The sequence below is a fragment of the Thermomonospora umbrina genome (assembly GCF_003386555.1).
In the GTDB taxonomy this organism is placed as follows: domain Bacteria; phylum Actinomycetota; class Actinomycetes; order Streptosporangiales; family Streptosporangiaceae; genus Thermomonospora; species Thermomonospora umbrina.
In genome coordinates, this window is record NZ_QTTT01000001.1 from 1,609,112 (window position 1) to 1,625,427 (window position 16,316).

At 69.5% G+C, this 16,316-nt stretch carries 17 protein-coding genes; 10 read left to right on the forward strand and 7 right to left on the reverse strand.

What is annotated here, in order from left to right:
- Nucleotides 1–7 precede the first annotated feature (7 nt).
- On the forward strand, nt 8–250 hold the full coding sequence (locus DFJ69_RS06955; RefSeq protein ID WP_116021714.1) for a putative acetyltransferase: 243 nt from the start codon (nt 8–10) through the stop codon (nt 248–250).
- A gap of 17 nt (nt 251–267) precedes the next feature.
- Here the strand turns inward: DFJ69_RS06955 and DFJ69_RS06960 are convergent, their stop codons facing one another.
- From DFJ69_RS06960 to DFJ69_RS06975, 4 genes are all read right to left on the reverse strand, one after another.
- Entirely contained in the window at nt 268–1,263 is a 996-nt protein-coding gene (locus DFJ69_RS06960; RefSeq protein WP_116021715.1) for a hypothetical protein, read from the reverse strand.
- 97 nt (nt 1,264–1,360) lie between these two features.
- Entirely contained in the window at nt 1,361–1,945 is a 585-nt protein-coding gene (locus DFJ69_RS06965) for a polysaccharide deacetylase family protein (protein ID WP_245974093.1), read from the reverse strand.
- A gap of 274 nt (nt 1,946–2,219) precedes the next feature.
- Nucleotides 2,220–3,089: a crotonase/enoyl-CoA hydratase family protein gene (locus tag DFJ69_RS06970; protein ID WP_116021717.1), complete on the reverse strand. Its 870-nt coding sequence runs from the start codon at nt 3,087–3,089 to the stop codon at nt 2,220–2,222.
- Nucleotides 3,090–3,162: 73 nt separating this feature from the next.
- Nucleotides 3,163–3,597, reverse strand: a complete 435-nt coding sequence (locus DFJ69_RS06975) for a hypothetical protein (RefSeq protein WP_116021718.1) — start codon at nt 3,595–3,597, stop codon at nt 3,163–3,165.
- Between the two features lie 168 nt (nt 3,598–3,765).
- Here DFJ69_RS06975 and DFJ69_RS06980 point away from each other — a divergent pair, with 168 nt between their 5' ends.
- The 3 genes from DFJ69_RS06980 to DFJ69_RS06990 all read left to right on the forward strand — a co-directional run bounded on the left by DFJ69_RS06980 (nt 3,766) and on the right by DFJ69_RS06990 (nt 7,819).
- On the forward strand, nt 3,766–4,719 hold the full coding sequence (locus DFJ69_RS06980) for a class I SAM-dependent methyltransferase (protein ID WP_116021719.1): 954 nt from the start codon (nt 3,766–3,768) through the stop codon (nt 4,717–4,719).
- Nucleotides 4,720–4,724: 5 nt separating this feature from the next.
- On the forward strand, nt 4,725–5,438 hold the full coding sequence (locus DFJ69_RS06985) for a hypothetical protein (RefSeq protein WP_116021720.1): 714 nt from the start codon (nt 4,725–4,727) through the stop codon (nt 5,436–5,438).
- A 1,304-nt stretch (nt 5,439–6,742) separates the two neighbouring features.
- On the forward strand, nt 6,743–7,819 hold the full coding sequence (locus DFJ69_RS06990; protein ID WP_116021721.1) for a trypsin-like serine peptidase: 1,077 nt from the start codon (nt 6,743–6,745) through the stop codon (nt 7,817–7,819).
- Between the two features lie 1,471 nt (nt 7,820–9,290).
- Here DFJ69_RS06990 and DFJ69_RS06995 read toward each other — a convergent pair.
- Both DFJ69_RS06995 and DFJ69_RS07000 read right to left on the reverse strand, forming a co-directional pair.
- A complete protein-coding gene (locus DFJ69_RS06995) occupies nt 9,291–9,518 on the reverse strand; it encodes a hypothetical protein (RefSeq protein ID WP_116021722.1) in 228 nt (75 codons plus the stop codon).
- 132 nt (nt 9,519–9,650) lie between these two features.
- The gene (locus DFJ69_RS07000) at nt 9,651–9,944 is read right to left on the reverse strand and encodes an MmcQ/YjbR family DNA-binding protein (RefSeq protein WP_211328534.1); all 294 of its coding nucleotides are present in this window, start codon (nt 9,942–9,944) and stop codon (nt 9,651–9,653) included.
- Between the two features lie 273 nt (nt 9,945–10,217).
- On the opposite strand from DFJ69_RS07000, the gene DFJ69_RS07005 reads away from it, so the two are divergent.
- The 6 genes from DFJ69_RS07005 (at nt 10,218) to DFJ69_RS35355 (ending at nt 15,790) form a co-directional block, all read left to right on the forward strand.
- On the forward strand, nt 10,218–10,775 hold the full coding sequence (locus tag DFJ69_RS07005; protein ID WP_116021724.1) for a hypothetical protein: 558 nt from the start codon (nt 10,218–10,220) through the stop codon (nt 10,773–10,775).
- 775 nt (nt 10,776–11,550) lie between these two features.
- Nucleotides 11,551–12,297: a hypothetical protein gene (locus DFJ69_RS33695; protein WP_147312228.1), complete on the forward strand. Its 747-nt coding sequence runs from the start codon at nt 11,551–11,553 to the stop codon at nt 12,295–12,297.
- A gap of 29 nt (nt 12,298–12,326) precedes the next feature.
- Nucleotides 12,327–14,024: a serine/threonine-protein kinase gene (locus DFJ69_RS07015; protein WP_170177562.1), complete on the forward strand. Its 1,698-nt coding sequence runs from the start codon at nt 12,327–12,329 to the stop codon at nt 14,022–14,024.
- Between the two features lie 222 nt (nt 14,025–14,246).
- A complete protein-coding gene (locus DFJ69_RS07020; protein WP_211328535.1) occupies nt 14,247–14,819 on the forward strand; it encodes a cysteine hydrolase family protein in 573 nt (190 codons plus the stop codon).
- A gap of 30 nt (nt 14,820–14,849) precedes the next feature.
- Complete coding sequence (locus DFJ69_RS07025; RefSeq protein ID WP_245974095.1) at nt 14,850–15,485, forward strand: DJ-1/PfpI family protein; 636 nt, start codon at nt 14,850–14,852, stop codon at nt 15,483–15,485.
- Nucleotides 15,461–15,790: a helix-turn-helix domain-containing protein gene (locus tag DFJ69_RS35355; protein WP_245974097.1), complete on the forward strand. Its 330-nt coding sequence runs from the start codon at nt 15,461–15,463 to the stop codon at nt 15,788–15,790. Before DFJ69_RS07025 ends, DFJ69_RS35355 begins: the two co-directional genes overlap by 25 nt.
- Nucleotides 15,791–15,809: 19 nt before the next feature.
- Here DFJ69_RS35355 and rraA read toward each other — a convergent pair whose 3' ends face one another.
- Nucleotides 15,810–16,289, reverse strand: coding sequence for a ribonuclease E activity regulator RraA (rraA, locus tag DFJ69_RS07030; RefSeq protein ID WP_116021727.1), 480 nt, complete (start codon nt 16,287–16,289; stop codon nt 15,810–15,812).
- Nucleotides 16,290–16,316: the final 27 nt, after the last annotated feature.

Sequence of the window (16,316 nt, forward strand, 5' to 3'; positions counted from 1 at the left end):
TCACCACATGTCCGCCCGTTTCGCCGCGCGACTCGTGGTCTCCATATCGGAGGCGGATGTCGGTCAACGGGTCTCGTTGCGCCGCCGCCTTCCGACGGGAGAGTACAGCGACGTCGTGGGAGTGCTCGAATCGTGGTCAGGCGGGGTCTTGACGGTCCGCCGCCGTACCGGCGAGGTGGTCGAGGTGCCCCGCGCCATCGTGGTGGCGGGCAAGGTCGTCCCGCCCGCTCCGCCGCCCCGGCGCCGCTGAGACCCCGGGGCCGGCGCTCAGTCGGCCCGGACGTGCGCGACGGCGGCCCGGGAGAGCCCGTCCAGGGCGGTGCCGGCGGGCCGGTCGCGGATGTTGTGGTACCTCAGCTCGATCACCATGTTGGCCCTGAGGATCAGCCGGCGCACCTGCGCGCCGTCCTTCAGGTGAACGGCCGCGTCCCCCACGCCCCGTACGGGCTCCGCTTCCTCCCAGTACGAGGCGTCACGGCTGTCGACGAAGTCCTCCCAGGCCCGGTCGGTCGCGGAGACGTCGGCGTCACGGCCCCAGAGCCCGTACGTCAACTGCAGCTCCACGTGCCCCGGGCCGTCCTTCCAGAGGCAGCTCATGCTCTTCGTCGGGAACCGATCGCGATCCTTCCGAGGCGACGCCCCCGGCACCAGTTGCGCCGCGTAGGGGGCGGCGACCGCGCAGGGATCGGGCAGGGACGTGGCCTCCGCCCGCCCCGGCCACCACGGTTCGAGCCAGGGGGCCGATTGGGAGATCCCCAGCCAGGCCGCGAAGGCGATGAGCCCCACGTAGAACACTCGCGCGACCTTGCCGGAGAGCTCCTCAACCGCCGCGTTCCCGCCGCCGTTCGCCTGGGCCAGTACCCGCAGGGCGCGCAGGGTCTCGGCCATCTCCGGGTCGCGCCCCAGCAACCCGCTGCGCGGGGCCGCCAGCGTGACCCGCCTGCCGTCGATCCGGACGATCTTCACGGTCGCGCCGAACACGGTGGGCATGACCAGGAAGCGGTCCAGCTCCCGCCACGGCACCCGTGCCGTGCGCAGGACCAGGCGGTTGGCGATGCCGTCGGCATTCGCCTCGGTGCGCCCGAACGCCTGTAGGAGCGCCAGCCGGAAGAAGGAGAGCGACGCCCCCGCCATGCCCATGACCACGAGCAGCAGAGAGACCTGATCGCCCATGGTCACCACCGCCGCCGCCAGGACCGCGATCGCCGGCAGCACCCAGAGCAGCGGACGGCGGGACGGCCGCAGCGACAGCGACGTGCTCATGGCCGATCGAACTCCTGACCACCGGGGGCGGGGCGCACCAAAACCTTGATCACCAGTGCGACGCCACCCGCGGTCGAGAAGTTCCACCGACGTGTCTTTAAGGCCCGCGCTCGTAGTAGCGGACACCGGGCCGCAGCCGCTTGCCCTGGAACAGCTCGGAGACCGTGACGAACCGGTACCCCTTCCGGCTCAACCGCGAGATCACCTGCGGGATCGCGGCGACGGTCGGCTTGTGGACGTCGTGGAAGAGGACGATCCCGCCGCCTCGGGTCTCCTTGAGAACGATCCGTACGGTGCGGGCGGTGTTGCGGTGGCTCCAGTCGAGCGTGTCGACGCTCCACATGATCTGCGGCAGCGCCACCGCCCGGCCCACCTGCGCGTTCGTCGACCCGTACGGGGGCCTGAACAGTCGCGAGCGCACGCCCGACACCCGTTGGATGGCCGCCTGCGTCCGCTGCGCCTCGTTCCGGACCCCGCGCGAGGACATCCCCGCCAGGTCCGGATGCGACCAGGAGTGGTTGGCCAGCTCATGGCCCTCGGCGGCGATCCGCCGTACGAGGCGCGCGTTCGGCCGCACCAGCTCGCCGAGCACGAAGAAGGTCGCCCGCACCCGGGTCTTGGCCAGGTGGTCGAGGAGCCGGGCGGTGTACGGCCCCGGCCCGTCGTCGAACGTCAGCGCCACGCATTTGACCCGGGCGCAGTCGATCCGCGAAGCCTTACGCGGCGGGCTTTGAGGTCGCTGGGGCTGTGGCCGGGCCCCCGCGGGACCGGGTGTTCTCGTCCGCTCGGCCGCCATCTGCACCCGAGGGCTCTGCTCGCACGCCGATAACAGTGAGGCCCCCACCCCGAGGGTGGCCATGACCGCGATATGCCTGTTCAACACCGCACACCTCCGGATCACCTCTCGTCCCGGTGAGGTACCCACCCCCACCGGGACGAATCGACCCATTAAGGCGTCAGCGGAGGGGCCAGTCGGGGACCTCCGTCGGCAGGTCGGCGCTGACGCGCATCGGGAAGGACGCCGGGCGCTTCTCCAGGAAGGACGTCACGCCCTCGGCCGCGTCCGGGGAGGATCCCAGCGCCGCCATCAGCCGGGAGTCGTTGGCGTGGGCGTCCCAGGGCGTCGTCGAGGACAGTCCCGACCACATCAGCCGCCGGATCGCCGCCACCGACACCGCCGAGGTGTTGTCGGCGATCTCCCGCGCGAGCCCGTACGCCGCCGGCAGCAGCTCGTCGGGCGCGTGCACGCGGGACACCAGCCCGCCGTCCAGCGCCTCGCGCGCGTCGAACACCCGCCCCGTCGCCGCCCACTCCATCGCCTGCGCGATCCCCACCAGACGCGGCAGGAACCAGCTCGACGCGGCCTCGGTGACGATCCCGCGCCGGGCGAACACGAACCCGAACTTCGCCTTCTCCGACGCCAGCCGGACGTCCATCGGCAGCGTCATCGTCACGCCGACGCCGACCGCCGCACCGTTGAACGCGCCGATGACCGGCTTGAGGCACCGCGCGATCCGCAGCGCCACCGTGCCCCCGCCGTCCCGGGGCGTGCCGTCCTCCAGCACGTCCTCCCCGGCGAACATGTCGCCCTGCTTCTCCTTGTTGAACGTGTCGCCGCCCGCCTGCAGGTCCGCGCCCGCGCAGAACGCGCGCCCCGCCCCGGTCACCACGACGGCCCGCACCTCGTCGTCGGCGTCGATCTCGTCGAACACCGCGAGCAGCTCACCGCGCATCGTGTACGTGTACGCGTTCATCCGCTCGGGCCGGTCCAACGTGACCGTCGCGACCCGATCGGCGACCTCGTACCGAATCTCGCTGTACCCCACGCCACACCCCTCCTCGCGCCCACCGTTACTGAACCGGATTCTAGGCACCTTCGGTGGGCTCGACGCGGGGCGGCTAGCTGCGGGCCGAGGGGAAGAGCAGCGTGGCCAGGTCCGCCCGCCACCGGTCGAGCGGACCGTCGAAATCGGCGGGCGGCGACGGGACCAGGCGGTCGCCGTCCCTCACGAGGAGGACGGTGACCTGCCGCCAGTCACCCGAGGGCTCGTTCAAGGCCGCCCGCAGATCGTCCGGCACGATCGTCACCTGGGCGGGAACCTCGCTCGAGGCGGCTCGGGGGAACGCGCCGGCACCGGCCGCGCCGGCCGCGAGGCGGTGGGCCAGGACGGCGAGCAGGCGCGCCCACGCCCGGCCGAGATAGGGCGGCAGCCCCGTCACGGTGAGTTCCGGCAGACCCCGGGCGGACAGGCCCCTGGTGACCAACGCCAGACCGTCCGCGTCCTCCCGCCCGGCGATCGTCACCTCGCCCCGGGACCGTCGTTCCTGCGCCACATCCGGCACCCTACCGAGGAACCGCCGCCCTCCGTCCGCCGCCGACGGTAGGGTGGACGGCGACCCACCGTCCGCCCGTCGCCGCTGCGGGTCATGGTCTGCTCAGAGTGACGCATGCCCTTGGGCAACCCCCGTTCAGCGATTCGGATTGTCGGCTAAGTTACGAACGTGAACTGGGCCGTTGCGACGTACGACTCCGCCTTCGGATACGTCTCCGCACACGGCGCTCCGCTGGTCGACCTGCTCGATCCGCAACCCGACGAGCGCATCATCGACCTCGGGTGCGGAACGGGCCTGTTCTCCGCGGCCATCGCCGAGCGGGGCACCGAGGTGCTCGGCATCGACGGCTCCCCCGAGATGATCGCGCAGGCCGCCGCCGCCCACCCGCAACTGTCGTTCGCGGTCGGCGACGCCCACGACTTCACCACCAGCGAGCCGTACGACGCGGTGGCCTCCAACGCCGCGCTGCACTGGATGACCCGCGACCCCGACGCGGTCATCGCCGCGGTCCGCGCGGCGCTGCGTCCCGGCGGCCGGTTCGTCGCCGAGATGGGCGGGGCGGGCAACTGCGCGGAGCTGATCGCCGCCATGCAGACCGCGTGGCGCATCTTCGGGCTGGCCGAGCCGGAACTGCCCTGGTACTTCCCCACGCCCGCCGAGTACGCGACCCGGCTGGAGTCCGCCGGGTTCACGGTGCGGCTGCTGGAGTACTTCGACCGGCCCACCCGGATGACCGAGGGCCCCAACGGCGCCGCCGACTGGGTGCGGGTCTTCGCCGCGAGCGCCCTCAAGGAGGTCCCGCCGGAGATCGTCGAGCCGCTCCTGTCCCGCATCAACGAACTCGCCGCCCCCGCCCTGCGCCGCGAGTCCGGCTGGGTCGCCGACTACGTGCGCCTCCGCTTCGCCGCCGTCCGCAAGCCGGACGGCAGCGCACCCATGCCCGAGGGCCCCGGCTCCTCGTCCATGGGCCCCCCTCCGCACACGCCGCCCACCGCTCCGGGTCCGCCGCCCTCCGGGGCCGCGGGCCCGGCCGGGGGCGGGGGCGGGGGCGTTCACGCCACCATGCCGCAGGCCACCGGCGTGCCGACGGCGGAGGACATCGCCGCCATGCCACGGCACTGACGCGCATGAGGCTCTACGACGAGGACGGCGGGCGGCTGGTGGAGCTGCCGTCCGGGCCGCTGCACATCCACGTCCACGAGGGCGACCTCCGCGCCCACCTGACCGCCGACCTCCTCCGCCGGGTCGCCGGCCGGTACCGCCGCGTCCGCGTCACCCGCTCCGGCCCGCTCCCGCCGGGCCGCCCCTTGGCCGACTACAACGTGCTGGGGATGGACGAGGGCGACGCCGCATCGGCACACGTCCATGTGGGCGGGGCTCCGAGCCACGAGAACGCCTCTCGTCCACCGGGCGACGACGACGCGACCGCGGGCGTCGGGGAGCGATCTTCACGGCGTACGGGCGGCCTCCGGCTCCGCCCGGGCCCCATGCCCGCCCTCGACCCGTCCTCCGCCGACGTCGATCCGGTGACGGTCAGGCTGGCGATCCTCCGCGTCCCCTACCGGGAACCCATCACCACGGACCCCCTCGCCGACGTCCAAGACCTCCTCGACCGCTGGCGCACCCTCGTCGCCGACTGGGCACGTTCACCCGGCAGGCCGATGTCGCGCGACCACGTGCAGAAAGCCGAGGCGGCCCTCGGCGACGATCTGAACACTTCGGCGGCCCTCGCCACCCTGCAACACCTCGCCGACGACTCCACCATCGCCTCGGGCGCGAAGTTCGAGACCTTCGTCCACTTGGACCTACTACTGGCCTTGGACCTCGTCCGCTCCCTCTAGGCCCCCGGCCTCCGGCCGGCTTGAACGACATCCCACGGCCTCGACACCTCGGGAACGCCTCGGGGACGGCCATCATTAACCCGGACTCCCAACTCCCTTGCCCTGGCGCCCGAGCCTTTCCATCGCCGCAGACCCAATCGCCACCGACCAACTCGGCCTGCCCACTCCATCGCCGCGAAACGCCACCGCCTCCGTCCGGCACGACGAACCCCTCCACCGTCACGGATCCGCCCGTCCCGGACCGACACGGCCCATCCGTCCATCGCCACGGCTTCGACCACACGACGAGCCCACGTCACCGCCGCAGCCACGACAAACCCACGGACTCGCCCCACCCCACGACGAGCCCATCTCATCGCTGCGGACCCGACCAGCACCGCCCCACGCGCGACCAACCCGCCCCATCACCACAGACCCGCCCCCACCACACGGCGGGCCCACTTCATCGCCGCAGACCCGACCGCCGCCGACCGACATGCGACGAACCCGCCCATCTCCGCAGGTCCCCCACACAGCCGACCCACCTCATCGCCGCAGAAGCACCCCCGCCAAACCGCGAACCCACTTCATAGCCGCGGACCCGAGCGCCGCAGACCGACGTGCGACGAACCTGCCCAACGCCGCAGACCCCCACCACACGGCCAACCCGCCTCATCGCCGCAGACCCCACCACCGCGAACCCACTTGATAGCCGCGAACCCGAGCGCCCACGACCGAGACGACGAGCCCGTTCATTGCCCCCGACTCGACCAGCGCGCGCCGGGAGGTGAGCGCTCCCGCGTCGTCGGTGGTCGCCGGATGCGTGTGCATCGGTGGTCTCCCACTCCGTGGACTGCCACCGTTCCCCGCCTCGGGGCACTTCGGACCCACGCGGGCAGGGTTCGTTCGTCGCCGATGTGCCGAAAACCCATTGCGGTCGGACTCGCCACCCGCCGCGTACCACGTCCGGCCCCGTCGGACGCGCCGGCCTCGCGCGACCGAAATCACCTGCGCCATCAGCGGGCCTCGTCCCAAACCCCTCGACGCAACCGGTCGGCCACCTGGTCTTCACCGCCCCCGAGAAGTTGATCTTGCCCTGGTCAGCGGACATATGGCCATGACCAGATGGAACACGCTCGCGGCAACCGAAACGGCGGATCCGGCCGGATCCGGCCTCCGACCACGTCCAATATCGGACAGACCACCCCAGAAGTTATCAAGGTGAGATAACCAACTAAGTGCCGACTTGACGTAGGCCCTGGGAACCTGTTTGGTTCATCGTTCGTACCCCGCCATCGATCACTCTCGAACGGAAGGCAGCTAGCTTGCGTCTTTCAGCCCCCCGCATCGCCATCACGGCGGCCGTCATCGGAACGGCCGCGGCGACCACGAGCGTGGCCTTCGCGGCCACCGGGCCGGCCCAGACCACCGTGACGAAGGCGGGCGCTCCCACGGCGGCGTCCGGCCTGGACACTTACACCGACGGCGAGATCGCCGCGAGCGCCACCGAGAAGTACTGGACCAAGGAGCGCATGGCCTCGGCCAAGCCGGTCCCGCTTCCCAAGACGGTCACCGCCGCCGCGGCCTCCGTCGCGGTGGCCGACGCCCCGCTGCAGGAGGTGCCGGCCGCCCCCGTGGGCGACACCGTCGCGACCTCCGGTGGCGTGTCCACCTCGGCCGTCACCAACACCAAGCAGTGGCCCTACCTGAAGACGGGTATCGCTCGTACCACCGGGCGCATCTACTTCGTCAAGGGTGGCGACAACTACGTCTGCAGCGGCACGGTCGTGAACGCGCCGAACAGGCGCACCGTCTGGACCGCCGGCCACTGCCTGCACGGCGGCGGCCCCGGCGGCACCTGGCACAAGAACGTCATGTTCGCGCCGGGCTACCGCGACGGGCGCTTCCCGGGCGGCCGTTGGACGGCGCGGTTCCGCGTCGCCGGCACGGCATGGACCAAGAACCGCAACCTCAACTACCGCTACGCCCACGACCTGGCGGCGTTCACCGTCTGGGACTGGAAGGGCCAGCGCATCCAGGGCCGCACCGGCGGCCAGGGCATCTCCTGGGGCTACAAGAGCCGGAACTACTTCATGCGGGCGTTCGGCTACCCGGTCGTCTACCTGCCCTCCGGCAAGCGGACGCAGGGGCACCGCCTCTACTACTGCACCGGTAACACCCGGGGCATCCGCTTCCACTCGCAGGCGCCGACCAGCCTGCAGCTCCCCTGCACCATGGGCGGCGGCGCCAGCGGCGGCTCCTGGCTGTACGGCATGAACAGCAAGGGCTGGGGCCGGGTCGCGGGTGTCAACAGCACCCACAGCACCCGCGACAACCGCATGTTCAGCCCCTACCAGGGCCGGCTCGCGGCGGACATCTACAACTGGATCAAGACGAAGTAAGGATCGCCCTGCGCGAGCCTGACTGACAAAGGGCCGTACCGGAGAACCTCCGGTACGGCCTTTTGCGTCCGCCCCTCTCAGGACCCGCGATCCCCGGTCCTGTCAGTACGGGCGGAGGACCCTCCAGCAGATGTGCCGGACGGTGCAATCCTCCTCGGCGGTCCCCGCCTTCGGCGATGGCCCCGTATCGCTCTCACCTCGACCGATTCACTCGAATGTCCAGCAAACGATGACGGCCTTCGATACTTCACCGTCTCCCCGCACCGTCGGCCTTCCGCCACCGCACCGCGCAGCAGGTCGGTGGGCTCCGCCGAACAGATCTAGGCACGGTGCCGTATCTGGCCCCATCCCGGTACCTGGCATCGGCTCGTCCCGCCGCATCACCAGGCAATCTGCCGAAACTAAACGACACAGGCGACGGTGCCCGAAGCCGCCTTCTGCCGGACCGCTGCGGCAAGCCACAGTGACTACCGGGGCGTGGAACCCACCCTGGCTGCGGGCCCCCTGCCGGGGCATGGCGGCGGGACTCATCCTGATCACCTCGCGAGCGCGACACCATAGCCGGTTCCGCCGCATGCCGACCCGCCTCAGCACGACACCGAGCCGGAACGACAACACCAGGCACAATGCCCGTCCGCTACCGGGCTGCTGCGTCAAGACACGTGGGCTGCTCGGCCATCGAACCGACCCTGGCTGCGCCCCCTGCCGGGGGGCATGGCGGCGAGACTCATCCTGATCACCTCGCGAGCGCGACACCATAGCCCGTTCGGCCGCATGCCGACCCGCCTCAGCACGACACCGAGCCCCAACGACACCAGGCACGGACATCATGCCGGTCGCCGTCTCGAGCATTTCCCCGCCGGGCTGCTGCGCCACGACACGGGGCTACTGGGTCATGGATCCGACCCTGGCCGCGGCCCGCCAGGCACGGCGTCGAGGCTCGGCCCGATCACCTTGAGAGCGCGGCACCAGAGCCATCTCGGCCGCCTGTCGGCTGCTGCGGTATGACGCAAGGGCTCACTGGGGACGAACGATCCTGCCGTCGGACACAGCACCGCTTTCCGTCGCCTTGGGAGCGTGGCATCAGGGCCGTCCGACCGTCTGTCGATCTCTTACATCGCATTGCGGAACTCATCCACGATCCACTTCGGGCAGCGTTCGGAGGCCGTCGAGACATGGCGCAAAGGCCGTCGCCGGGCTGCGTACGCGCCCGCGTGCCGTTCCTGCAGGAAGAGCGCTGGAACCGGAAGGGCAGAAGGTGACGTGGCCTTGTCCTCAGCAGCCGGACCCGAGGACCTTGGCGCCGTTCCGAACTCTGCCCGGGCGCGGTGATGGCCCGCTGCCCAGCGTGGTACTCGCCCATTGCGCTCCGTCGTGATGCCGAAGCGCCCATTCTGGAAATGCGTCGCGTAGGACCCAACCTTGACGGGACCCGTTCCGTGCGCGGAGGACGGCGGTGCGCAGGCGTGCGTTACTCCACGTGCGGCATCGGGGCCGGCTGAGCGTCGCGCATCCGCTCCTCGGTCCAGTACCGCTGGACCTGCTCCGGGTTCTCCTGCAGATGGTGAACGATGGGCTTCCCGGGGTCCTGCTCGACGGGCTCGCGCTCCGCCTGGCCGGTCGCCGCGAAGCCGACGATCGCGATCGCCGCGATGGCCGCCGCCGCACCTGTCAGGACGATGATTCGCTGTCGGCTCATGCCAGATCCCCTTCGTGTGAACGCGTTCGCTCGGACCCCCGGATCGTTGGTCACTCCGAGTCCCCGAAGTTCAACAGCTCGTGTCCACCATGGTACGGCCCCCCGTCCAACGAACGATGACCCGCCACGGTTTCAGAAGTCCCCGAGGGACTCCCCGACCGGCCGTCTTGGCGCCGACAGCCTCCAGGCCTCGCTGATCAGCTCGCTCGGCTCGTCCACCGGAGCAGCGGCCGGCCGCACCTCGATCCAGCCGAAACGGCCGGCGACGTAGGAGTCACCGTACGCCTCCGGATCCGTCGCCACCAGCGCATCCCTCTCCTCAAGAGTCGCCTTGAGCCTCGCCACCCGCCCCTCCTGTGCCAGATGGCGGAACCCGTTGCCGCGCACCTTCAGGCTCACCCGGTTCGCATGTTCCCGCTCCTCCACCTCGTGGCAGCTCCACCACCATCCGAAGGAACGCCTCGGCCTCCACACCACGTTTCTCACCCACGACCCACATCTACCAGCAACGACCGACATTCCCGCCCACCGTGTCCAGCCCGGCCACTTCCCCAGAACCCCCGGGCCACATCTCGCTAACCCGAGCCCACATCGACCCGCCCGGCGCAACGAACCCCTTTTCCCCGCACCATGCGCCTCTGTAAGCTTTCGCTGCGTATCCCGCCCTGAAGACGGCTGCACTTTGATCAGGGGTTTGGCATGCTCGCCCGGTTCGTTCGGCCCCTCGGCCCCCTAGCCCTGGCCGGGCTCACCGTCGCCTGCGGCGCAGGCTCCTCCCCCGGCGGTACGTTCCAACCCTCAGGCAGCCTCCGGGCCCCCACCGCCCCCACCGGCGGCCCCACCGGCCCCGGCGCCCTCCCCACCCCTCAGATCGACGCCCAGGTCCTCCGCCAGTACAACGCCTACCAACAGGCCTACAAAACCGCCTACGAGCGCAACGACCCCTCCGACCTCCCCGCCGTCGCCACCGACCCGCTCCTCACCACGGTCACCCGGGACATAGAACGCACCCGCGCCAAGGGCGAGATCTGGCGCTTCGTCAACATCTCCAACCCCCGCGTCTACGCCCGCTCCCCCGACGGCCTGACCGTCTACGTCCTCGACTGCATGCGCACCCTCGCCGTCTACCGCTACTCAGCGAAGACCGGGAGACGCACCGGCAACGGCGAAGGCGGCAGATACCGGTACCGCGCCGCGGTCAAGTACGAGAACAGCGCCTGGAAAGTCTCCGACACGAAGCGGGACAAAGCATGCTGACCACTCAACGAACCCCACGGCCCGGTTCCCGAGTCGGCTCGGCCGGCCACGGACTACGCACTCCTCTGGGATTGGCGCTGTCGCTGGTCGCCATGTCGGTCATGCTTCTGACCGACACGGGAACCGCCACGGCAGCCCCCTGTAGCAAGGGTGGGGACGACAAGTTCGGATGCGGCCTCGGCGACGGCGGCGGGGGATCAGGTGGCGGAGGCGACGGTCCAAGCGGGGGCGACGGTGGCGGTCAGCTTCCCGAGCCGTCAGGAGATAATGGCGCAGGCGGAAACTTCAACAACGATCCGGACCCCCTTCCCACTCCACAGCAGCTAGCGGAAACCCTGCGGTCATCCGCCGTCATCCCTGTTCCTGTAGTTCGTACAGAGCCCGCGAGAAAGACATACGTGCGCCTGCGCACCACACTTGCGGTAGACAACTACACAACGGTGGCAACCGAGCCGATCACCTCAGGCGGACGGACAGTTCAGGCGGTCGCAACTCCGTACTACGTAAAATGGAATGTCGGCGAGACGACGTTCGATTGCTACGGATCAGAGCCACCGAGCAGTCCTAAATGTCAACATGTCTATCAACGTTCGTCAGCCAACGCACCAGGCGGCGCCCACCAGATCACTGCAACCATTTTCTGGCGGGTGGACTGGACCTGTGCCGGGGCGACCTGCGGAACAGGTGGCGGTCGACTCTTGGACCTCCAACAAACCTCGACCCCCCTGACGATGGTGGTCAGCGAGATTCAAACGAACACACGATCATGATGAATATGACCAAGCCGACGGCACACACCCTCCGCCGGCTCCTCATCCTCGCCTCGCTGGTTGCAGCCACTGCGGGTTGCGGTGACAACCCAAGCCCGAAAAAGGCCGCCCCTACCCCCAGTCCACAGAAATCCACACCAGCTCCTCCGCCCGACTACTCTGAGCAGCAAGTCAGGCGCGGACTTCTCACCTCCAAGGAGATCGGCGAGGCAAAGCACGAGATACCTGTGGCAGTAGAGGCCCTAAAGAGGGGAAGGGCCCCTATGTGCTCCCTTTCAGATGCAACCTTCAAGGGAAAGCCCGATCTAACAAGTAGACAGTTCATCAACAAACCGAGACTACCTCGGAATGAAGTCAAGTACGCCCAAATCGTTGCGCGATACAAAAATGCACCCGAAGGCATGAGCGCCTTTACGGCGCTCAGATCGCGAGCGAACTCATGCCCGCAACAACAAAAGGTGCCCGCGAAAAAGAAATCAGGTACGGACTCCACGTTCTACCCCCACGACGACACGTGGAAGGTCACCGAGAATCCCATCGCCGGATGGTCTCACTTTCGCGGTTTCGAGAAGCATGTCGAGCCCCGGGTGATGAAATACAACGTCTACTTCCTCATATACGACTACGCGGTGCGCGGCAATCTGGTCGTCGCGTCGCTGTACTGGGAGCGCAACGAGCCCGGTGAGTCCGGCGATCCGATCGCCGAACGGGCGACGGAGTTGCTGACCCGGCAGCTCCGGAAGTTCGGGTGAGCGGACCACTCGCTCCGGGAGCTTGGCGAGTGCCGGGCACCGAGGAGTTGGCCGAACTCGGCTCGGGAGCCCAGGGCCGTGTGGTGCTGGCGCGGCACGAGGCGACCGGGAACGTTGTCGCGATCAAGTACTTGAACGAGGGACTCCTGGGTGATCCCCGGGCTCTGGACAGGATGCGCGGTGAGGCCGCGGCCCTGTCCAGGATCTCCAGTCCGCACGTCGTGCGTCTGTATGGCCTGGCAGAGTCGGCTCACGGCGCCGCCATGGTCATGGAGGCCATTCCAGGACAGTCCCTGCGGACGGTCTTGGACGCGCAAAGCGGGCCGTTGCCGGCCGAGGCGGCTCTGACGATCCTTAAAGGTTCGTTGCTGGGTCTCGCCGCAGCGCATGCCGCAGGCGTCATCCACCGTGATTACAAGCCGGGCAACATTCTGGTGCTCCGCGATGGGCTCAGTAAGCTCGTCGACTTCGGTGTGGCGGGGCTGACGGGCCAGACGGGCTGGTTGGGAACTGCCGGATACATGGCACCCGAGCAGTGGAGCGGCGAGCCCATCAGTCCGGCCACCGACCTGTATGCCGCGACGTGCGTCTTCGTCGAATGCCTCACCGGATCGCGTCCCTATGACGGCAGGACCGTGGAGAGTCTTCGGATTCAGCACATGACGTCCCCGGTGCCGTTGCAGATGATTCCTGAGCCGCTGCGGCCGATCGTCGCCCAGGGCCTGGCGAAGTCCCCCGCCCAGCGGCTGTGGGACGCCGAACGGTTCGCGCAGCAGCTCGAGTCGATCGCCGCTCTCCACTTCGGTTCTGACTGGGAGCGCCATGGCCGCGAGAAGCTGGGCATCGCCGCCGCCGGCATTGCGATCGCGGCGCCGTTGGCCGCCCTCGTGGGAGGCGCCTTCGTCGCCCCCGGAGCGACGGTCACCGGGGCGGCCGTGGGGCAGGCCGCCGGAACCCAGACCGTCGTTCACGCGGGTACCGCAGGCGGCAAAGGCGCACTCGCCAAGATCGGTGGGGCCAAGGGTGTTGCGGCCATGGGTACCGCAGGGGCAGCGATCACTGCGTCCGTCATGTTCCTGCCGTCCGACCCAGGTGTGGGCGGCGAGGCACAAGGATCACTCCGTGTACATTTCACCCGTCCAGGAGTTCTTACCGGCCAACCGTACATGCCTGCCGCGGACTCCCCGTACATGAGATTGTCCATCCAGGTCAGTCCGGCACGCGTCAAACCGGGAACGCGGATGCGGGTCACCACGTTCTTCTCCGCCAGAACGCCACAGGGCGGCAAATACCTGCCAGGCGGTGATCTTCAGTGTTTCGGCGAGGACTCTGACCGCCGGGACGTGATCGGTTCGTACAACTTCAGCATCGGCGAGCAGAGCAAGAATTCCAATCCTCGACAAGCTGTTCTGGGGCTCTACAAAACGCCACCCGCCCAAAAAGACAAAATTCCCGGGACGGGAGCCATTAGGCTGACGACCTCTCGTCGGGTGAGCGCGGAGAAGCAACCGTACGTTCAGGCCGAATGCGGATACCTGAGCACATGGACCGACGTGAGAGAGATCGTCGTCCCCTCTCACGACACGGTGCGCCCTGGCAGCTACCTCGTCTCGCCGACGATCCCACCACAGCTCACCGTCATAACCAGGCGTGGAACCGCCATCTCCCCGGCCTCCGTGGGAGCGGTCGTCGAGGGGAGTCTCCCTGTGATGACCGTGCTCGAGTAGTGACCTCCGAAGCGTTCTCTCAAACGGGCGGCTCCCCCGTGAAGGTCGCCAAGGTGCAGATCCGGAGCTGGGACACCTCGACACAGATGGCTCGGGCTGCAAGGTCGCCCACTGAGGACGGTGTCGTGCTCCCCGATCGAGACCAAGGGCTCGGTGGGGGTGGCTGGATCGGTCCGGGGTGGGGCTTGATCGTGTCTGGTGGGGTGGGCGCAGGATCGGGGCATGAGGCGAGCGTTGGTCGTGATCGATGTGCAGGAGTCGTTCCGGCGGCAGGCGATGTGGGAGGCGGTGTCGAACCCGGGGGTCGTGGGGAAGGTGGGGCGGCTCGTGGAGCATGCGCGGGGCGGAGGGGATCTGGTGGTGTGGGTGCTGCACTCCGCGCCGGGGTCGGGGACCGTGTTCGATCCGGAGCGGGGGTTCGTTCGGCTGATGGACGGGCTGGAGGTGCGGGAGGGGGAGCCGACGTTGGTGAAGACGGCGCACAACGCGTTCACCACGACGGATCTGCAGCGGCTGTTGACGGCGCGAGGGGTTCGGGAGGTGGTGGTGTGCGGGATCCGGACGGAGCAGTGCGTCGAGACGACGGCGCGGTTGGCGTCGGATCTCGGGTACGAGGTGACGTTCGTGACGGACGCCACGGCGACCACGCCGATCCCGCATCGGGACGCGCCGGCGGGGCGGTCGGTCGCGGAGGTGCTCGCGGATCCGCGGACGCTGGGCACGGACGCGATCACGGTGCGGACCGAGTACGCGTTGGCCGGGAGGTTCGCCGCGATCCGTACCGTGGACGGGTGACCGGAGTCGTCGTGGGGGGTTGACCGGATCGTGACGCGCGTCGTCTTCCTGCTCGTGCCGCGACTGCATCTGCTGGACCTGGCGGGGCCCGCTCAGGTGTTCTCGACCGCCGCGGATCTCGGGTACGGGTACGAGTTGAGCTATGTGGCCGAGCAGGAGGACGTTCCTTCCGCTCCAGGGGTGCCGCTGCGGGCCGGGACGGCACGGCCCGAGGTGGGGCCGGGCGACCTCGTTCTGGTGCCGGGGTGGCGGGCCCCGACGTTGCGGCGGCATGAAGGTGTGAGTGCGGAGCAGGCGAGGCGGCCGGCCGAGCACCATGCGCTCGGGGGGACGGTCGCGAGCGTGTGCGCGGGGGCGGACGCGCTCGGGTGGGCCGGGCTGCTCGAGGGGCGGAGGTGCACGACACACCACGCGCTGCAGGAGGAGTTGGCCGTCCGGTACCCGCGGGCGAGGGTCGTACGGGACGTGCTGTACGTGATCGACGATCGGGTGGTGACGTCGGCGGCCATCGCCAGCGGCATCGACCTGGCGCTGCACCTCGTCGCGACGCGACGCGGCACGGGCCGGGCGCGGCGGCGAGGGTCGCGCGTTCGATGGTGGTGTACGCACGCCGCAACGGGGAGGAACGGCAGGCGAGCGCGATGCTGCGGCATCGGGCCCACCTGAGCGATGTGGTCCATCGGGTGCAGGACCTCATCGACACGCGGTTCACCGACCGGCTGTCACCGGCGGACCTGTCCGCCGCCGGGGTGAGCGAACGGACCCTGACGCGGCTGTTCGGGCGCGCGACGGGGATGACGCCGCTGCGCTACCAGCAGGTGCTGCGGCTGGAGCGGGCCGGCCACCTCATCGGTCAGGGCGCGACCGTGGAGGCGGCCGCTCGCGCGGTCGGATTCCAGGACGCCCGCATGCTCCGCAGGCTGAGGGCCCGCCCCAAGGACACCGAGGACGCGACACGCCTCTCCGCCTGAGGCGGAGAGCAGGGGAAGGTCAGTGGAGCCGGCGGGAGGCCACGACGATGCCGTCCTCGTCGCTGTAGAGCCAGGCCCCCGGGGCGAAGTCGACACCGCCGAACGTGACGGGCACGTCGGTGTCGCCGTCGCCGGCCTTGGCGCTCTTGCGGGGGTTCGAGCCGAGGGCCTTGATGCCGAGGTCGAGGGTCCGCAGGGTGGCGACGTCGCGGACCGCGCCGTTGATGACGACGCCGGCCCAGCCCTGCTCGACGGCCGCCGCGGCGATCAGGTCACCCATCAGGGCCGAGGCCAGGGAGCCGCCGCCGTCCACGACCAGGACGCGACCCTCGCCGGGGCCGTTCAGCACCTTCTTGACCAGCGCGTTGTCGCGGTGGCAGCGGATGGTGGCGATCGGACCGGCGAACACGGCACGGGCCCCGTACTGGCGGAACTGCGTCTCGCAGCTCGCCAGTTCCGCGTCGAAGTCGTCGATCAGGTCTGCGGTCGCGAACTCCATGGCCGAAGCCTACCGAACGGGTACGAG